The sequence below is a fragment of the Pseudoalteromonas sp. SG45-2 genome (assembly GCF_014164115.1).
Lineage (GTDB): Bacteria > Pseudomonadota > Gammaproteobacteria > Enterobacterales > Alteromonadaceae > Pseudoalteromonas > Pseudoalteromonas distincta.
Genome location: NZ_JACJEO010000005.1, coordinates 158,614 through 176,778, shown reverse-complemented (window position 1 = coordinate 176,778; position 18,165 = coordinate 158,614). Strand labels below are relative to the sequence as shown.

Sequence of the window (18,165 nt, the reverse complement as noted above, 5' to 3'; positions counted from 1 at the left end):
CGTAATTAAACACTGTTTATATAAATTTGTGTTTATCTATTGGCTTTAGGGCACGGGTTGTTTAGAATCGAGGAAAACAAACAGGTCAGACCTGTCAGCGGGAGAGCATAAATGTCTGAGCAAAACATACTAAAAACACCAAAGGGCGACCGTATTGCCATCGTTAGCGGCTTACGTACACCTTTTGCAAAACAAGCAACAGCGTTTCACCATGTACCTGCACTTGATATGGGGAAATTGGTGGTTAACGAAATGCTTGAACGATTAAATTTCAATAAGTCAGAAATTGATCAACTTGTATTTGGTCAAGTAGTACAAATGCCAGAAGCGCCAAATATTGCACGTGAAATTGTATTGGGCACAGGTATGCCTGTATCGGTTGATGCATATTCTGTATCGCGCGCATGTGCTACCAGCTTTCAGGCTATTGCTAATGTAGCTGAGTCTATTATGGCGGGATCTGTAAGTGTAGGTATTGCAGGTGGCGCAGATTCGTCATCAGTATTGCCAATTGGTGTAAGTAAAAAGCTAGCAGGCAGCTTAGTTGATTTAAATAAAGCGCGTACGCTTGGTCAACGTTTAAAAATATTTTCAAAACTGCGTTTAAAAGACTTATTACCAGTGCCTCCTGCAGTTGCAGAGTACTCAACAGGCCTTTCAATGGGGCAAACTGCTGAGCAAATGGCTAAAACACACAACATTAGCCGTGAAGATCAAGATGCGTTAGCGCATCGTTCTCACTCACTTGCAACGCAAGCATGGGCTGATGGTAAGTTAAAAGATGAAGTAATGACGGCGCATTTACCGCCATATAAAAGCTTTATTTCAGAAGACAACAACATTCGTAAAAACTCAACGGTTGAAGGCTACGCCAAGCTTAAACCTGTTTTTGACCGTCAGCACGGTACTGTTACCGCTGCAAATGCAACACCATTAACTGATGGTGCAGCGGCCGTACTTATGATGAGCGAAAGCAAAGCAAAAGCACTTGGCTATGAAATACTAGGTTACGTACGTAGTTTTGCATTTTCGGCAATTGGCGTAGAAAAAGACATGTTAATGGGCCCAGCTCATTCAACGCCTATTGCACTAGATAGAGCGGGTATTACGCTTGCTGATTTAGATTTAATTGAAATGCACGAAGCGTTTGCATCGCAAACACTTGCCAATATGAAAATGTTTGCCTCAGACAAATTTGCACAAGAGCATTTAGGTCGCAGCAAAGCAATTGGCGAAATTAACATGGATAAGTTTAACGTTAACGGCGGCTCTTTAGCATATGGTCACCCATTTGCAGCAACAGGTGCACGCTTAATTACGCAAAGCTTACACGAGCTTAAACGTCGTGGTGGCGGTTTGGCATTAACAACAGCGTGTGCTGCTGGTGGTTTAGGTGCAGCCTTTGTATTGGAGAGCGCGTAATGACTGATTCAGTATTTAATTTAGCGGTAGATGAAAACAAAATTGCCGTAGTAACGATTGATGTGCCAGGGGAGAAAATGAATACCCTGCGCAGTAGTTTTGCCGATGACTTAAAAGCATTATTAGAAGACGCTAAGTCGCAAAATGTAATAGGCATGGTATTTATAAGCGGAAAAACCGATAACTTTATCGCGGGCGCCGATGTAAAAATGCTTGATAGCGTTCAAAAGCGTGATGATGCTTTAGCTATTAGCGAACTATGCCATCAAGCATTTTTTGATATGACAAAACTGCCATACACAACAGTAAGTGCGATTCATGGCGCTGCATTAGGTGGTGGTTTAGAGTTTGCTTTAGCGTGTGACTACCGTGTTGGTACCGACAGCGATTTAACAAAAATTGGCTTACCAGAAGTGCAACTTGGTTTACTACCAGGTGGCGGCGGTACGCAGCGCTTAACTAAAATTGTTGGTATTCAAAAAGCACTTGAGTGGATGCTAACAGGTAAACAAATTCGCCCTAAGCAAGCTAAAAAAGCAGGCGTGCTTGATGACTGTGTACCACACAGTGTGCTGCTAAAAGTTGCAAAAGAATTTGCGACTAAGAAAAAGCCACAAGCAAAAGAGCCAAAGCTCGACAATATTAGTAAATTACTAGAGTCAAACCCGTTTGGCCGTAACTTTATCTTTAAAAAAGCTAAAGAAAACGTACTTAAAAAAACGGGCGGGCACTACCCAGCACCACTCGCTATTATTAAAGCTGTGCGTGCTAGTGTAGAGCTTGATGAGCTAAAAGCGTATAAAACAGAAGCTGAAAGCTTTGCAACACTTGTAATGAGTGACGAATCGAAAGCGCTTCGCGGTATTTTCTTTGCAACCACTGAAATGAAAAAAGAGTGGCGCAATGATGACGCACCCGCAATTAGCAAAACTGCTGTTTTAGGTGGTGGACTAATGGGCGCAGGTATTGCGCACGTAAGTGCTGTTAAAGCTAAAGTACCGGTACGTATTAAAGATGTAGCAGAGCAGGGCATTAGTAATGCAATGAGCTACACCTACAAAATTTTAGACAAGCGCCTTAAGCGCCGTATTATGTCTAAAGCTGATATGCAGTTAACAATGAACCGTATTACAGGTACAACAGACTACAGCGGCTTTAAACACATTGATTTAGTAATAGAAGCTGTGTTTGAAGATCTTGCGCTTAAGCAAGGTATGGTTGCCGACGTAGAGCAGCAATGCCAAGAAAATACAATTTTTGCTAGTAACACGTCATCATTACCAATTTCGCAAATTGCAGCGCAGGCAGCACGTCCTGAAAATGTAATTGGCTTACATTACTTTTCACCAGTAGAAAAAATGCCATTAGTGGAAATTATTCCACACGAAGGTACATCTAAAGAGACTATTGCTCGCGTTGTTAACTTTGCACGTAAGCAAGGTAAAACGCCAATTGTTGTAAAAGACATGGCCGGTTTTTACGTAAATCGTATTTTAGCGCCTTACTTAAACGAAGCTGCTAATTTAATGCTTGCGGGTGAGCCAATTGAAAAGATTGATGCAGCCCTAGTTGAGTTTGGCTTTCCGGTAGGACCGCTGGCTCTACTTGATGAAGTAGGGATTGATATTGGCTCTAAAATTGCTCCAATTCTTGAAAAAGAATTAGGTGAGCGTTTTAAAGGCCCTGATGCATTTATGCGTATGATTGATTCAAAACGCCTTGGCCGTAAGTCCGGTCGTGGTTTTTATGAATACGATAAAAAAGGCAAAAAGGTTGATGAGTCAGTTTACGAACTATTGGATGTTACCCCAGCTCCACGTTTAAACAAAAGCGAAATTGCTAAGCGATGTGTATCGAAAATGCTTAACGAAGCAGTACGCTGTTTAGATGATGGCATTATTGCAAGCCCTCGTGATGGCGACATTGGTGCAATATTTGGTATTGGTTTCCCACCATTTTTAGGTGGCCCGTTTAGCTATATGGATAAATTAGGCGCAAGTAAAATAAGCTCTGATATGTCTACATTGGCTAACAGCGATGCTAACTTTGCTCCATGTGAGTCACTGGTAACAATGGCAAGCTCTGGTACTACTTTTTATAATGCAGCAACTGTTGAGGTTGTAGCTCCTGAAGTACAAAGCACTGAGCCACAAGAGCAAAGTGTCACTGAGCCTGAAGTTACTAAAGAGATTGAAACAAAAGAATAAAGTTTCTACTGTTTATAAAAACCGCATTTAGATGCGGTTTTTTTATGATTTTTAATATTTAAATGAGGAGCTTAATGACATTATTTACACAAAGATTGAGCATGTACCAAATGGAAGAATCTGATTGGCCTCTTTTTCTAGCGCTTCATCGCGATCCTCAAGTCCTTAAGTATTGTTTTGATATGCCAATGGAGTCACTGATAAGAAACCGCTTTGAGATACGCTTACCTAAGTGGAATACTAAATCACGCCACCCACTGTGCTTACTCATTATTAATAATAAAACAAAACAACCAGTGGGTGTTACAGGCTTTGCCTATGACGGAGAAACCGCAGAGCTTGGTTATTTATTATTGCCAGAGTATTTTAATAAAGGCTACGCGACAGAGTCTTTAAGAGCTGTGATTGATTGGGCTTGGAAAGAATGTGGTATTAGGCAGTTTAAAGCTGTCGTAACGCGTGGCAATATTGGTTCTGAAAAGGTGCTTAGTAAGTGTGGCTTAACCCATACCGATACACTTTTTAAAGTGCATACAATAGGCGAAAAGTTATATGACGATTTAATTTATACGCTTAAGGTTTAAGGTTTTAATGGGCTAGTAGCCTAGCCCAAAAAGTGCTACAAGTGAAGTGCGATAGCTTTGCGGTCTTTTTCTGGCATATTTTCTACGACTAAATTAAATGAGTTATCAATCATTCTCTCAATTTCACTTTGTGCAATTGTGCCGTCTAAAATTACTGTGTTCCATAAGCGTTTATTCATATGGTAACCAGGGATCACTGCCGGGAAAGTATCACGCAATGATATTGCTTCATCAGGATCGCATTTTAAGTTAAGCCACCAAATAACCTCACCATCATCATTAGTTTGACCGTCATTGCCAATAGCAAGAGTCGCAAACATTTTATGATTCACTTTATATACATCAACCTCTTGCGCAAATGGTTTTGTAACCTGAACAAGTGGTTTTTTAACTAAATACTCATGTACTTTTTTCTGGTCCATGATCCATTCCTTGAAGTCATACTCGGTAAAGCTACCATAGCAGTTTTTTTCACATTTGATTATATGTATTTTAGTATAAATTAAAATTTTACAAGCTAATACAACATGTAGCGTAAAACCAACGTAATTTTAGTTGAACAAAATCCAGTTCGTGGTATGTTTCTGCCAATCAAAAAAATAATAGGAATTCACACATGCCAAAGGCGAGTGATGTTAAAAAAGGTACTGCTATTGACTTCAATGGCCGCGTTTTAGTTGTAAAAGATATTGTGCGCTCTGTGCCGCAAGGTCGTGCTGGTGGTAGTTTATACCGTATGCGTTTATACGATGTGGTAACCGGTGGTAAAGTTGACGAAACATTTAAAGACAGTGACATGCTAACGCTGGCTGATTTAACACGCCGTGAAGTAATGCTATCGTACATTGATGGCGACGAGTATGTGTTCATGGATAATGAAGATTACACGCCTTACAACTTAAACAAAGATGCTATTAGCGAAGAAATTTTATTTGTTAATGAAGAAACGCAAGGCGTACACGTCATTGTTATTGATGGCGCGCCAGTAGGACTTGATTTACCGTCAAGTGTTGAACTTGTTGTTGAAGAAACAGACCCATCTATTAAAGGTGCATCTGCAAGTGCTCGTTCAAAACCTGCACGTATGTCTACTGGCTTAAATATTTCTGTGCCAGAGCATATTTCAACAGGTGACCGTATCCGTATTAATACTGTTGAACACAAATTTATGGGTCGTGCTGAAAAGTAACGCGTAAATTATAATTTTAAAAGCCGAATCTGTGTTTAACAGGTTCGGCTTTTTTGTGCGCGGGGATTTGTTGCTTTAAATTTAATCACGTTAGCGTTAGAATAAGCGCCGTATTTTTGAGCAACTTTAAGGGGGAGCTTTGTTTATAGTTTTACTAAGCAGTGCATTTATAGCTTTAATGTATTTAGAAACCATTAAAAAAGGCATGCCAATTAAACGATGGCTGATTTTAGGCGGTTTACTTGGACCTGTAGCCTGGTGCTTGTTTAATCTACATTATCGTCGCGCTTTAGTTAGAAATGTAGGAATAAATGCGTGTATATGGCGCCCTTAATTTATCGACGCCACATTTTTATTTTTTCTAATTAAGCTTGGGGCTGCTTTAGTTTGTTGCTGCTTTAAAAATTCAGTAAATTCACTTTTTGATAGTGGCTTGGAATAATAATAACCTTGTACTGTTTCGCAATTAAGCTTTTTGAGTATATCAATTTGATGGGCTTGTTCTACACCTTCAGCCACTACATGTAAATCAAGGTTATGCGCAATAGTGACTATTGAGTCGACCATATTACGGCCACGTTCGTTGGTCATGTCATCTATAAATGCTTTGTCTACTTTAAGTGTATTAAGCGGAAATTGCTTTAAATACGCTAATGATGAATAACCAGTACCAAAATCATCCATTGCTAAATGAATACCTCGGGCACTTAACGAACGCATAATTGCAATGGCTTCTTTAGGGTCATCCATTACAGTACCTTCTGTTATTTCAAGCTCTAAAAAGTAAGAAGGTAATTCATTTTTTTGCAAAATAACGTCAATACGAGAGGTTAAATCGGGGAGGCTAAATTGCTTTGCTGATAAGTTGACAGCTACTCGGCCGCTAAATAAACCGCTATCTAGCCATTCTTTTACGTCTCTGCAGGCTTTGTTTAATACCACCTCACCAATTTCAATTATTTGGCCCGTTTCCTCGGCTATAGGTATAAAAACTCCCGGACTAATAATGCCTTTTTTGGGTGTAATAAAGCGCACTAATGCTTCCATTCCGGTTAGCTTGCCTGTGCGAATATTCATTTTTGGTTGGTAGTACACTTCAAAATGGTCTTCTTTTAAACCAAAGCGCATGAGGTTTTCAATTTGCAGTCGTTTAACGGCTTGACGGTTCATCGTGTCGTTAAAAAATAGGTAGCTGTTACCTTTCTTTTTAGCATGATACATGGCGGTATCTGCATTTTTTAATAAAAGCTCTGGCGTATTACCGTCTTCAGGGAATAATACAATACCTACACTTGAGGTGATTGCCAGTTCGTGGCCTGCCATTTTAAATGGTGTAGCAATGGCTGCTAAAAACTGTTTAGCCATGCGTGTAATTACATGTATGTCGTTAGTGTCAGACATTACCAGAGCAAACTCATCGCCGCCTAAACGATAAAACACATCATTTTCGCGGGTTAGTTTATTTAAGCGCATTGCTAGTTTAGCTAATAAGCTGTCACCTAGCTGATGTCCTAACGAGTCATTTATTTTTTTAAAGTTATCTAAATCGAATACAAGCAAGGCGTGATGCGAATTGAGTTTTACTAGTTTATGCAAATCAGTAAAAAATAAATTTCGGTTAGGCAGACTGGTTGTGCGATCTCGATTCGATAAGTTATGTAATTGCGATTCTGCTTTTTTACGCTCTGTTAAATCTGAATATACAACGACATAATTAGTTATTTGATTTTGATCGTTTTTAATTTCATCTATGGATATTTCTATCGGTAATAAAATACGCTCACTATTACGAAGCTTCACTTCTTGTTGAATATGTTCGCGCTCTTTTACTATTTCAATAATTCTGTTTGTGTAGCTTGGCTCATACCCAGATAGGCTAAAATCTTTTCCTAAGTATTGTTCGCGTACGCCACCAAACAAGGTTAAAAAGCTAGGGTTTATATCAACCAGTTTAAAGTTTTTATCGTAAATTGCTAAGGCGTCAGTAAGCGACTCAACACATTTTGCAAAAAGGTTTAAGCGCTCTTCAGTTGATTTTAACTGTGATATATCGCGAACGGTACCTGTCATTCTAAGGGGGGATAAGTTGGCGTCTTTTTCAATTATTTTTCCGCGATCGAGCACCCAGTGCCAACGACCAAAAGTATCTTTGATTCGGTAGGTGGCTTCAAAAAAAGCAGACTGCTCTGCAAAGTGCACTTTTAGCAAGTGCTCAACGTTATTAATATCGTGAGGATGGATAAGGCCTTTATTTGGTGGAAACCCCATTAACGTAGTTGAGTCCATTAAATACTTATCGTTAATACGAATAACTTCGCCTGTTTTTATGTTCCAGTCCCAAAGTGTATCGCCGCTACCTTCTACGGTACTTTTAAGGCGTTTTTCCGAAAGTCGAAGTTGGCGGCGTGAACGTCTAAGTTTATGGATTACAAATAACAGGTAGGGCAAAGCAAGCGATATAATGGCGCTTGCTAGTATAAGTATATTGTCTGAGTTGTAATTAAGTGATGACTCAAAGGCAAAAAGCTCAAATGAGTAAGCAAGTACTACAAGCATGCTTAGTTTTATTATTGTTTTTATCATTTTTTGATTACTTCTAATTTACAAATGATAATTTAAAACAAGCTAAACCTAGAGTCAAAGAGATTGAGAGTAAACGGGCATATTTTGAGATTTACTGACTTTCGCCGAGCTTAAAAGCTCATATCTTGGTCTATTATCATCAAATAGGCTTAGTGCATAAACTTTTACTTCTCTTAGTGTTAGTGCGTTTAGGGCATCTAAAAGTCGCTGCTGCATATGAAATTCGTGATCTCTGTTACCAATAGCAAGCCATAACCGTTGTGAGCGCAGGCGCAAGTTTTTATCTTTTTCTGCAATATGAGTACTAAGGCCATGTTTTTGCTGTTGCCAATCGTTTTCATCAAGTGCATCAATGTTATCAAGGTATTTTTTAATAAAGCTGTTATGACGATGCAATAATGTTTTTGCATCAAACTTAGGTGACTGCACATAAAATGCTATTCCAGCACGAGTATTAAAAGGTGCATAACCTGCGCCCACTAAATAACCTAGCTGTTGTGTTGTTCGTAATTCGTTAAAGTAATCTTGATTAATTAAATGATTTAACGCCATCATTTTTACTTTTTCGGCCACGCAATCCGTTTGCGCCTGATAGTAAACTACCATGGCATGGTCGCTACAAGGAAGTTCTAACTCGTAGCGAGTTACTTTTTTAATTTCAAAAAGGGGGCGTCTTAAATCTTCAATTATGGCTGCGTTTTTTAGGTGTTCGGCGACCTTTTTTTGAAAGGCTAATGCATCACTTTGCTGCCAGTTACCATGTAAAAATGATTCAACATGTAGTGCTTTAAAAAAGTCTGTTCTGAACTCATTAAATTGCTGAAAACAGGTGTTTTTTAATGCCGATGCAAGCTCCCCAGGTTGAGGGTTCCAAGGCATTATTTTTGCGCCTAAAATACTAAATAACTCACTGACTGGTTTGTTTTGGTTGCTATTGCGCCAATGCCTTACAAGTTGTTTTTTATATTCAGCAAAGCGTTTTGCACAAATTTCTACATTAAATAAAGCATCTATTAATTGATCAACAAGCTCTAACTGACTGGATGAAAGCCCAGCGGTATGTAGAGTTAATCCACCTTGATGCGAGGTTAAGTGGTAGCTAAGTCCTGCAAGTTCTGCAGGATAAAATTGCTCGCCTACGCTATCCATAAATAAATCTGTAAATAAGCGGGTGAGTGCCATATGCTTTACATCTTTTACGGCAAAATCAGAATCCATGGCCAAATAAAAATGACCTTTAGCAACACGAAATGTGTTGTCTTGTTTAAACCAAAAGTCAAAACCGGGTTCTTTTACTAATAACTCGGGTTTCGTTTGTGGTTTTATGACATCAAATAACACCACTTCTTTTGTCAAATAAGGATTAGCGGTAGGCAGCAGCATTTCGCTCAGCGGTTTATTTATCTCGCTAAGTGCATCAAGCCAATTAGGTGAAATATGTTCTACTTTATATGGTGTGTTGTACCATGCGGTTTTATGTTCAGGCTCTACATCTGGATGTATAAGTACGATGCGCATATTATGTGGCGTTAACCACTGCATGGCCATTTCGTGGGTCGCTTTTTTAAAGCCTTCCATTAAATAGTCGCCTTGCACGTAATTTGCTTCGTCGTAATGCTGCATATTAATGCTTAAATTACTGACCCAATCAATCAAGCGTGACTTTTCTTGGTTATCGAATGCTATTTGTAATAGATTTTTTTTATCTTGGTATAAGCGCGGCAATTTTTCGGTGTTATCGTTAATTAAGCAAATGTATTCAAACACCATTTCAATAATGTCTTCGAAGTATTCAATACCTTCATCGGTAAGCGCTAAACTAATATTAAAGTCTTTAAAGTTGCTGCCATTAATACCACCGCCAGCAGAAAGCGCGTTTATCCAGCCTTGCTCTTTTAAAATAGAATAAAGGGAACCCGCGCCTTCATAGCCAAGTAAATGGGCAATAAAACTCACTGTTTTGTGGCGATAAAAGTCGTCAATATTAGGCATAGCAAAACTTATGATAAGTTTTTGCATATGCTTATGCGGCTCAATATGAAGTATTTTTCCTATGTCTTGTTTGCGATAGAGTGGCTCACTGATCTCTGGCTTTTTGAGGTTTTTATTACCCTTAATTGCGCCAAAGTAAGTTTGTGCCCAGCTTTGTAGTGTGTTTAATGTTTCGTTTGCGCAAATAACTAAAGTCATCCACTGAGCTTGGTACTGACTATTAAAAAAGTCGCGAAGCTCATCACTAATACAGCGCTCTCTGTCAGCTAAGGTTTGTAGGTTTCCTACAGAAAATTTAGCAAATGGATGAGCTGGATTTACCGTTTCTTTGTGGGCTTGATAAATACGGCGACCATCGTCTTTTATTTTTAGTTTAAACTCGGCTTCAATTGCGTTGCGTTCTTTTTCTGTTTCGGCTGAATTTAAAAGTGGCGCAATAAAAAAACGGCTAAATTGGGTAAGCGCCTGTTCAAATTCTTGGTTATTGATATCAAAAAAGTAACAGGTATGCTCAGTGCCAGTCCACGCGTTAGTGTTCCCGCCAGCTTGCGAAACAAAATTATTAAAACTGCCTGAATCTGGGTATTGGTCAGTGCCTAAAAAAAGCATGTGCTCTAAAAAGTGTGCTAGGCCTTGCCTATCAAGAGGATCGTCAAAATGCCCGGCGTTAACTGCCATTGATGCTGCCGCTTTTGTAGAATCTTTATCTTGCACTAATAGTACTTTTAGACCATTGTCCAGTGTAAAGGCGCGGTATGCTCTGTTATCATTGCGGCTGATATTCAAATGATGCTCCTGAAACTAAACGTTTACTTGTTAACAACAGATGATGGCTTCAGGAAAGCGAAATACAGCTTAAAGATTTACCTGAATCTCATGAAAGAATTATTTAGAAATAAATAGATTTATGTTGTTAATATAGCTGACAAATGGGCAAACTGGCTACTGTTTTATATTCTTTAATCGGTTGATTTTTTATGAAAACAATCCTAATAATGCGCCACGGCGAAGCAACACCCATGCAGGCTGATGATGCAGGTAGAAATTTAACCCAAGCAGGGCACGATGAAGCTGAAAAAATGGGCCTTTGGCTCAGTAAAGCACATTGCCCTGATGCACTGTTAGTTAGTCCTTACATTCGTGCACAGCAAACAGCTGCAGGTGTGGCTAAAAATAACGTATTTAAATTTAGTGAAACCACATCCGATATTATCCCCGAAGGCAAACCTCAAATTGCTGCTGACTATCTTGAAACGCTTATTGCTACTCATCCCCAATGCAACACATGGCTTATAGTGGCACACATGCCTATTGTAAGTTATTTAGTGGACCAATTAAGCCCTGGTAATATGCCAATTTTTAATACAGGTGCTGTTGCTGTTATTAGTTATGATGAGCAAACCCAGCGTAGTAGTTATATAAGTATAAATGCCCCAGAAAACCTTTAAATAATTGAGAAAAGTATTATGACGATAGAACGCTTACAAACAGGTGCGCGCATGAGCCGCATAGTAAAACACAACGGCACTGTTTATTTATGTGGGCAGGTATGCGCCGACGCGCAAAAAGGTATTAAAGAGCAAACTCAAACTATGCTTGATAAAGTAGAGGCGCTGCTTGATGAAGCAGGGAGTTCAAAAGAACATATGCTTAGCGCGACTATTTATGTAAAGAGCATGGAATACTTTGCTGATATGAATGCAGTATGGGATGCATGGGTACCCGAGGGTTATGCACCAGCACGTGCCTGTGTGGAAGCTAAAATGGCACGTGAAGCACTACTTGTTGAAATTTCAGTAGTCGCAGCTTTAAAAGAATAATAGCTTTAATGAATCGCTCCCCCGTTGTACTTATCACAGGCTCTAGCCGAGGTATTGGCGCAGCTACCGCACTATATTTTGCAAAGCACGGTTATAATGTTTGCATTAATTATAAAGCAGATTTAGCTAGTGCAATATTGGTGGCAGAAAAAGTAAAGCAATTAGGAGTTGAGGCTGAAGTAATTCAAGGTGACGTGTCACTAGAGGCTGACGTTTTAGCTTTATTTATGCATATAGATAAAGTCTTTGGTCAACTTGATGTACTAATAAATAACGCCGGTATTTTAAAACCACAAATGCCCTTGTTAGAAATGAGTGCTGAGCGCATAAACGAAGTTTTGACTACAAATATTACCAGTGCTTTTTTATGTAGCCGAGAGGCAATAAAGCGAATGGGAAATGACGGTAGTATTGTTAATGTTTCATCGGGGGCAGCTAAAACGGGCTCTCCTAATGAGTACATTGATTATGCAGCATCTAAAGGTGCAATGGACACATTTACTATTGGCTTGGCAAAAGAGGTGGCAAGTAAAGGTATTCGAGTTAACTCGGTTAGACCAGGGCTTATTTACACTGATATGCATAGCGATGGCGGTGAAAAAAATCGAGTCGATCGTCTTAAAAGTAAATTACCCCTTGGCAGAGGCGGTACACCCGAGGAAGTTGCTGCAGCAATTTACTTTTTAGCTTCAGAGCACGCTTCTTTTACAACGGGTAGCTTTGTTGATGTAGCCGGCGGTTTGTAAGCTAAAGTAATAAAGCTAGCCAAAACGTAAAGCTAATAACACTTAAGATAGTAGAAAGTACGACAGCCCCAGCAAGAGTAGCTTCATGCTGCTTTATTTGAGTCGCAATAAGATAAGCATTTACGCCAACAGGGGACGCACTTAAAAGTACCAATACATTAAGTATTTGCGTGTCTAGCTTAAATACATAGGTGCCTACCAATAAAACTAGCGCAGGCAATAAAAATATTTTTAAAATTGATGCTATTAACGCCGGTTGCCAATTTGCAGCTATTTTATAAAAAGCTAAATTAGCACCAAGTACAAATAGCGCACAGGCAATTGCTGGTTTAGCTAATAGCTCCAAACTATTTGCTAAGTCGGTAAACAGTGTAACTCCTAATATGTTTAATATAAGCCCGCACCCAATACTCAGTACAATAGGATTTAGTACCATACTTTTTCCAAAGTGCGACCACGAAAATTTATCGCTGCTACCTTTAGCGCCTATTAAAAATGTAAGTGCAAATAACAATGTGCTATGAAAAGTAATGATCATAAATGCAATGGCTATCATTTCTTTGCCAAGCGAGGCAATAACAATAGGAATACCCACTAACACCATATTTGAATAGCTAGAAGCAAGTCCAAATACACCGTGTTGTTGGTAGTTTTTTAAATGTTTTTTACTTAAATAAAAGCGATCAATTAATATACCCACCCCAAATACACTCAAAACAGGTATGTAAAAGCTCAAAAATGCAAAAAGGCTAATACTTTGCTGTAAGTTAATTTGCGACATATTTAATAATAAAAAAGCAGGCAAACTAATATAAAAAGTAAACTTACTCAGGCCTGCGATATGCTGCTTGTCGAAAAATTTTAATCGGCAGCAGCTATAACCCAGCGCAACAATAAAAATGAGCGGAAAAATAATTGAAAAAATATGCACGTAGTTACATCCTAGTAATGGCTAAAGTTAGCGTCTAAATTCATCACTTTGCGGTAAATTAATTAAAATAAGTACAGCGCCTCTTCCACCATATTCGAGAGGGGCTTGGTGCATCGCTATTACGTCAGGGTGCTGTACTAAATACTGCGGTACTTTGTGCTTTAGTACACCGCCACCAATACCATGCACTACACATGCACAATAATAATGCTGCTTTTTACATTCGTGAATGAGTCCAGCGAGTTCATCTTTAGCAAGTTCTTTATTTAAGCCGTGTAAATCTAGCGTCAAATCGGGTGCAAAGTCACCACGGCGAAGCTGTTTAGCTAGGAAAGTATCTTGGCCAGGTTTTACATATTTAACCGTGCCGTGGGTGTCTATATCGGGAATATAAACGTCTGAGAAGAAAAATTCAGATTGAGCCTGCTTTTTTTGCTGGGCAAATTGCTTAGCTTGTGACACCTTAGGCTTTGTATCAAAACGATGAGTATCTTGTTTAAATACTTTGGCGCCTGTGATCGTTTGACGAAATAAGCTTATGTCGTCATTGCTTAGGGACGAATGTGATGGAGTGTCTTTTTTCATAACTATTACCTAAACAAAAAAACGTAAAAACGCAGCGCAAAAGGCGGTACAATACTTAAATGAGGGGCAATTGTAATTTGCCCAGCGCAGATAGGCAATGCAATCGTCTTAAAGACTCAAAACAGTCAGTAAGCTAATACAGGTAAAAATATATGAGCGATTTACAAATAGAAGAAGCAACACTCGAAGAAGCCGTTGCAGAACTGTCAACTTTACATGACTGGTTACGTTGGACTACAAGCCAATTTGCAAGTAGTAGTATATTTTTTGGACACGGTACAGATAACGCATGGGATGAAGCTGTAAGCTTATTACTGCCTGCGCTTAGCTTGCCTGTTGATGCGCCAAAAGAATTAATGCACGCGCGTTTAACAAGCACAGAAAAAAACCGACTTGCGGGTCTTATTGCAGAACGTATTAACGACTGCACACCAGTACCTTACTTAACAAACATTGCATGGTTTGCGGGTATGCCGTTTTATGTTGATGAACGTGTACTTATACCTCGCTCACCATTTGCCGAGCTTATTAGTAACCGCTTTACGCCGTGGCTTGAAGAGCCACAATCGGTAAACCGTATATTAGATTTATGTACGGGTTCGGGTTGTATCGCAATTGCACTTGCGCAAGCTTTTGAGCAGGCACAAGTTGATGCGGTAGATATATCGTATGAAGCGCTTGAAGTGACAGACATTAACATTAACGATTACATGTTGAGTGATCGCGTGTTACCTATTCAGTCTGATGTATTTAGCGGTGTACCAGGTCAAAAATACGACCTTATAGTAGCAAACCCACCGTATGTTGATGCAGAAGATATGGCTGACTTACCACGCGAATTTCATCATGAGCCAGAGCTTGGGCTTGCATCAGGCCACGATGGTTTAGATGTAACCCGTACTATATTGAGCGAAGCGAGTGAACATCTAACTGATAACGGTTTGTTATTTGTAGAAGTTGGTAACTCTATGGTACATATGGATGCACTGTATCCGGGCGCGCCGTTTGAATGGATTGAATTTGAACAAGGCGGCTTAGGTGTATTTGTAATTAGTAAAAAGCAGCTAGATGAGTATTTTGCAAAATAAGTAAAAAATGAATAGCCAAGCCCTGTGCTTGGCTATTGGTAGTCATTAGGAATGAGGAAAGTTAATGGCAGGTAATAGCATTGGGCAGTTATTTAAAGTGTCCACCTTTGGTGAGAGCCACGGCGTTGCATTAGGCGGCGTTGTTGATGGTACTCCCGCAGGTCTTGAAATCACAGAGGCCGACTTACAAATTGATTTAGATCGCCGAAAACCAGGCCAAAGCCGTTACACAACGCAGCGCCGTGAAAGTGATCAAATAAAAATATTAGCAGGCGTTTTTGAAGGTAAAACCACAGGTACCAGCATTGGTTTATTGATTGAAAATACCGATCAACGCTCGCAAGATTACGGCAAAATTAAAGATGTATTTCGCCCAGGTCATGGCGATTACACGTATTGGCATAAGTACGGCTTGCGCGATTATCGCGGTGGCGGTCGTTCATCTGCACGTGAAACCGCGATACGCGTAGCGGCAGGTGCTATTGCTAAAAAATACTTAAAGCAATTTCATGGGATTGAAGTTAAAGCATGTTTAAGTCAGCTTGGCCCTATTAAGGCGGAAACGTTTGACTGGGATGAAGTGGAAAATAACTTATTCTTCTTCCCTGATGCAAGTAAGCTTGAAGCGCTTGACGAATATATGCGTGACCTTAAAAAGCAAGGTGACTCAGTTGGCGCTAAAGTAAAAGTAGTGGCAAGCAATGTACCTGTTGGTCTTGGAGAGCCAGTATTTGACCGTCTTGACGCCGAACTTGCACATTCATTAATGAGTATTAACGCTGTTAAAGGCGTTGAAATTGGTGATGGCTTTGACGTAGTTGAGCAAAAAGGCTCTGAGCATCGTGATGAACTAACCCCTGAGGGTTTTACATCAAATCATGCAGGTGGCGTACTTGCGGGTATTTCGACAGGGCAAGATATTATTGCTTCTATTGCGCTTAAGCCAACGTCGAGCATTACTATTCCAGGTAACAGCATTAATACAAGCAACGAAGCGGTTGAGATGATCACTAAAGGTCGTCACGACCCGTGTGTAGGTATTCGTGCAATCCCGATTGCTGAGGCAATGATGGCTATTACATTAATGGACCATTTACTGCGTCAACGCGGACAAAATCCGCATGTAAATCATCAGCACGGCCCAATTAACGGCTCTGTTTAAGTATTTATAATTATAAAAAACGCGGATTACCGCGTTTTTTTATGTCTGTAATTTAGTTTAAAGCCTTTCAGGAGTTGTTCAAGTAGGTCCTATATACTGCAAGAAGGAGGGTAGTAATCATGAACGATAATATTAATGAACACTCACAAATAAAAGCCCAGGCTGCAATAGCCCGCTTAGAACGTTTCAGTAAGTTAACGGATAGCAGCATTGGTATTCCTTTTACTAAATTTAATATAGGCCTAGAGGCTGTGATTGGTTTAATTCCCGTTATAGGTGATGCCGCAGGGCTAATTTTATCAAGCTATGTGCTTATAGAAGCGCAGCGTTTAGGTGTGAGTAAACGTATAAAGACTAAGATGATTATCAATATGCTCATTGACTTTGTGGGCGGCTTAGTGCCGTTTTTTGGCGATATATTTGATGCGTTTTTTAAAGCTAATACGCGTAATACACAACTATTAAAAAAACATTTAAACAAGCAGTTAAGTGAGTAATTAATAGCTTTAAGTAACCGTTAGCAAAGAGACTTTAAACAAAATGTTGTTGGTTGTTTAATCACCTAGTAAGGTAGGAGCGTCTATTCACTTTGGTATTTACAATATGCAATTATTTATCGGTAATAAAAACTACTCCAGCTGGTCATTACGCGCATGGTATTTAATGAGTAAATTTGATGTTGAGTTTAGTGAAACCCAGCTGGTACTCGACACCCCTGATTTTTACAGTGAACTAAAAAAGACCTTTGCTGTGCAAAAAGTTCCAGCGTTAATTGATGGCGATTTACAGGTTTGGGATTCACTAGCAATTTGTGAATATATTAACGATGCTTACTTATCAGGCGCTGCATGGCCAAAATATATTACCCAAAGAGCTAAAGCGCGTGCGCTAAGCGCTGAAATGCATTCAGGCTTTATGGCGCTGCGCAGCGAAGTGCCAATGAATATAAGAGCTACCCGTAAAGTAGACCTATCGAGCGAAGCATTAAAAGACATAGCCCGTATAGACGAGATATTTGCACAGCAACAAGATGTGTTTCCAAACGAGTGGTTTTTTGGTGACTTTAGTATTGCTGATGCTATGTACGTACCTATTGTATTGCGTTTAAAAACGTATCAAATTACGTTATCGCCAGAGGCGCAACAATATTGTGACTTTGTTATGCGTTGCCCCGTATTGCAAGCATGGATCACTCAGGCATTAACCGAAACCGATATTGTAGAGTGTGATGAAGCAGGAACGCCTGTATAATTATTGTTTTTCATATGGCATGTTATGTGCCTTAAAATCATAAGTTTAAACTAGGCTGCTCATGTATCTAAATCACCCAAGGTATGGCAATAAACCGATAACTACCAATACCTCAGTGACAATAGAGGCGATAGAGAATGCGCACTGGCGTTACTCGAGGCTTAAATACTTCCCTAATACGGTAATATTGGCAGATATAAAAAAGCAAAACTATGCCATTGACCCTCGGGCACTTTATGTTGATATTGAAGAGAAGTGCGAAAGTTGCTCTAAGGCATTTATTTTTTTTGCTCAAGAGCAGCAATATTGGTTTGAGGTACTTGATTTTTGGGTCGATTCACACTGTACACGTTGTTTTGAATGCCGTAAGCATGCCAGATATATACTAACTCTACGTAAACGGTACGATATGTTAACTAGCTTAGCCAATAAAACCTCAAGTGAAAAAACACAGCGTAAAGAACTTGCCAATACGCTTTACTGTTTAGGTATTATTAAAAATATCAATAAAGTGAAAGATTAATCCGCTTATATTTTACTATCACGCCTTATTTTTACTTTAGTTGTAAAAGCCCGTACAATTCGTCTCGTTTTTAGTGCGCTAA

18 protein-coding genes are annotated in these 18,165 nt (G+C 39.4%); 13 read left to right on the top strand and 5 right to left on the bottom strand.

Features of this window, described 5'->3' with window-relative positions:
• Positions 1-111: 111 nt before the first annotated feature.
• The 3 genes from fadI to H5116_RS05110 all read left to right on the top strand — a co-directional run bounded on the left by fadI (position 112) and on the right by H5116_RS05110 (position 4,213).
• Positions 112-1,422, top strand: a complete 1,311-nt coding sequence (gene fadI, locus H5116_RS05120; RefSeq protein WP_004335629.1) for an acetyl-CoA C-acyltransferase FadI — start codon at positions 112-114, stop codon at positions 1,420-1,422.
• Positions 1,422-3,629, top strand: a complete 2,208-nt coding sequence (fadJ, locus tag H5116_RS05115) for a fatty acid oxidation complex subunit alpha FadJ (RefSeq protein WP_182715669.1) — start codon at positions 1,422-1,424, stop codon at positions 3,627-3,629. Before fadI ends, fadJ begins: the two co-directional genes overlap by 1 nt.
• A gap of 74 nt (positions 3,630-3,703) precedes the next feature.
• A complete protein-coding gene (locus H5116_RS05110) occupies positions 3,704-4,213 on the top strand; it encodes a GNAT family N-acetyltransferase (RefSeq protein WP_024596740.1) in 510 nt (169 codons plus the stop codon).
• Positions 4,214-4,248: 35 nt separating this feature from the next.
• Here the strand turns inward: H5116_RS05110 and H5116_RS05105 are convergent, their stop codons facing one another.
• Positions 4,249-4,635 carry an MmcQ/YjbR family DNA-binding protein gene (locus H5116_RS05105; protein WP_024596739.1) on the bottom strand — a complete coding sequence of 129 codons (387 nt, stop codon included), beginning with the start codon at positions 4,633-4,635 and terminating at the stop codon, positions 4,249-4,251.
• Positions 4,636-4,829: 194 nt separating this feature from the next.
• Here H5116_RS05105 and yeiP point away from each other — a divergent pair, with 194 nt between their 5' ends.
• Positions 4,830-5,402, top strand: coding sequence for an elongation factor P-like protein YeiP (gene yeiP, locus H5116_RS05100; RefSeq protein ID WP_002962153.1), 573 nt, complete (start codon positions 4,830-4,832; stop codon positions 5,400-5,402).
• A gap of 139 nt (positions 5,403-5,541) precedes the next feature.
• Complete coding sequence (locus tag H5116_RS05095) at positions 5,542-5,736, top strand: hypothetical protein (protein WP_024604473.1); 195 nt, start codon at positions 5,542-5,544, stop codon at positions 5,734-5,736.
• Here the strand turns inward: H5116_RS05095 and H5116_RS05090 are convergent.
• Positions 5,733-7,985: an EAL domain-containing protein gene (locus H5116_RS05090; protein WP_154903373.1), complete on the bottom strand. Its 2,253-nt coding sequence runs from the start codon at positions 7,983-7,985 to the stop codon at positions 5,733-5,735. The two genes, H5116_RS05095 and H5116_RS05090, sit on opposite strands and share 4 nt — an antisense overlap.
• A 54-nt stretch (positions 7,986-8,039) precedes the next feature.
• Positions 8,040-10,763 (bottom strand): insulinase family protein, encoded by a 2,724-nt coding sequence (locus H5116_RS05085; protein WP_182695806.1) that lies wholly within the window; start codon positions 10,761-10,763, stop codon positions 8,040-8,042.
• A 191-nt stretch (positions 10,764-10,954) separates the two neighbouring features.
• On the opposite strand from H5116_RS05085, the gene sixA reads away from it, so the two are divergent.
• The 3 genes from sixA to H5116_RS05070 are packed head-to-tail and all read left to right on the top strand — an operon-like array spanning position 10,955 to position 12,543.
• Complete coding sequence (gene sixA, locus H5116_RS05080) at positions 10,955-11,425, top strand: phosphohistidine phosphatase SixA (RefSeq protein ID WP_024593905.1); 471 nt, start codon at positions 10,955-10,957, stop codon at positions 11,423-11,425.
• Between the two features lie 18 nt (positions 11,426-11,443).
• Positions 11,444-11,797 carry a RidA family protein gene (locus H5116_RS05075; protein ID WP_165743672.1) on the top strand — a complete coding sequence of 118 codons (354 nt, stop codon included), beginning with the start codon at positions 11,444-11,446 and terminating at the stop codon, positions 11,795-11,797.
• 8 nt (positions 11,798-11,805) lie between these two features.
• Positions 11,806-12,543 (top strand): SDR family oxidoreductase, encoded by a 738-nt coding sequence (locus tag H5116_RS05070; RefSeq protein ID WP_182715668.1) that lies wholly within the window; start codon positions 11,806-11,808, stop codon positions 12,541-12,543.
• 1 nt (position 12,544) lies between these two features.
• Here H5116_RS05070 and H5116_RS05065 read toward each other — a convergent pair whose 3' ends face one another.
• Positions 12,545-13,474, bottom strand: coding sequence for an AEC family transporter (locus tag H5116_RS05065; protein ID WP_024596734.1), 930 nt, complete (start codon positions 13,472-13,474; stop codon positions 12,545-12,547).
• A gap of 27 nt (positions 13,475-13,501) precedes the next feature.
• Positions 13,502-14,059: an endonuclease SmrB gene (smrB, locus tag H5116_RS05060; protein ID WP_007377742.1), complete on the bottom strand. Its 558-nt coding sequence runs from the start codon at positions 14,057-14,059 to the stop codon at positions 13,502-13,504.
• A 152-nt stretch (positions 14,060-14,211) separates the two neighbouring features.
• Between smrB and prmB the strand changes: the two genes are divergently transcribed.
• From prmB to H5116_RS05035, 5 genes are all read left to right on the top strand, one after another.
• On the top strand, positions 14,212-15,147 hold the full coding sequence (gene prmB, locus H5116_RS05055) for a 50S ribosomal protein L3 N(5)-glutamine methyltransferase (protein ID WP_007377743.1): 936 nt from the start codon (positions 14,212-14,214) through the stop codon (positions 15,145-15,147).
• Between the two features lie 64 nt (positions 15,148-15,211).
• Positions 15,212-16,309 (top strand): chorismate synthase, encoded by a 1,098-nt coding sequence (aroC, locus tag H5116_RS05050; protein WP_002962170.1) that lies wholly within the window; start codon positions 15,212-15,214, stop codon positions 16,307-16,309.
• A gap of 119 nt (positions 16,310-16,428) precedes the next feature.
• Positions 16,429-16,806, top strand: a complete 378-nt coding sequence (locus H5116_RS05045; RefSeq protein WP_024591638.1) for a DUF4112 domain-containing protein — start codon at positions 16,429-16,431, stop codon at positions 16,804-16,806.
• Between the two features lie 106 nt (positions 16,807-16,912).
• The gene (locus tag H5116_RS05040; RefSeq protein ID WP_182715667.1) at positions 16,913-17,560 is read left to right on the top strand and encodes a glutathione S-transferase family protein; all 648 of its coding nucleotides are present in this window, start codon (positions 16,913-16,915) and stop codon (positions 17,558-17,560) included.
• Between the two features lie 61 nt (positions 17,561-17,621).
• A complete protein-coding gene (locus tag H5116_RS05035) occupies positions 17,622-18,083 on the top strand; it encodes a zinc-ribbon domain containing protein (RefSeq protein WP_029753288.1) in 462 nt (153 codons plus the stop codon).
• The last annotated feature ends 82 nt before the right edge of the window (positions 18,084-18,165 follow it).

Coding starts and splice junctions, on each gene's coding strand:
- fadI (WP_004335629.1), top strand. CDS start 112: ATGTCTGAGCAAAACATACTAAAAACACCAAAGGGCGACCGTATTGCC.
- H5116_RS05035 (WP_029753288.1), top strand. CDS start 17,622: ATGTATCTAAATCACCCAAGGTATGGCAATAAACCGATAACTACCAAT.
- smrB (WP_007377742.1), bottom strand. CDS start 14,059: ATGAAAAAAGACACTCCATCACATTCGTCCCTAAGCAATGACGACATA.
- H5116_RS05110 (WP_024596740.1), top strand. CDS start 3,704: ATGACATTATTTACACAAAGATTGAGCATGTACCAAATGGAAGAATCT.
- H5116_RS05045 (WP_024591638.1), top strand. CDS start 16,429: ATGAACGATAATATTAATGAACACTCACAAATAAAAGCCCAGGCTGCA.
- sixA (WP_024593905.1), top strand. CDS start 10,955: ATGAAAACAATCCTAATAATGCGCCACGGCGAAGCAACACCCATGCAG.
- H5116_RS05075 (WP_165743672.1), top strand. CDS start 11,444: ATGACGATAGAACGCTTACAAACAGGTGCGCGCATGAGCCGCATAGTA.
- H5116_RS05040 (WP_182715667.1), top strand. CDS start 16,913: ATGCAATTATTTATCGGTAATAAAAACTACTCCAGCTGGTCATTACGC.
- fadJ (WP_182715669.1), top strand. CDS start 1,422: ATGACTGATTCAGTATTTAATTTAGCGGTAGATGAAAACAAAATTGCC.
- H5116_RS05090 (WP_154903373.1), bottom strand. CDS start 7,985: ATGATAAAAACAATAATAAAACTAAGCATGCTTGTAGTACTTGCTTAC.
- aroC (WP_002962170.1), top strand. CDS start 15,212: ATGGCAGGTAATAGCATTGGGCAGTTATTTAAAGTGTCCACCTTTGGT.
- H5116_RS05070 (WP_182715668.1), top strand. CDS start 11,806: ATGAATCGCTCCCCCGTTGTACTTATCACAGGCTCTAGCCGAGGTATT.
- H5116_RS05105 (WP_024596739.1), bottom strand. CDS start 4,635: ATGGACCAGAAAAAAGTACATGAGTATTTAGTTAAAAAACCACTTGTT.
- yeiP (WP_002962153.1), top strand. CDS start 4,830: ATGCCAAAGGCGAGTGATGTTAAAAAAGGTACTGCTATTGACTTCAAT.
- prmB (WP_007377743.1), top strand. CDS start 14,212: ATGAGCGATTTACAAATAGAAGAAGCAACACTCGAAGAAGCCGTTGCA.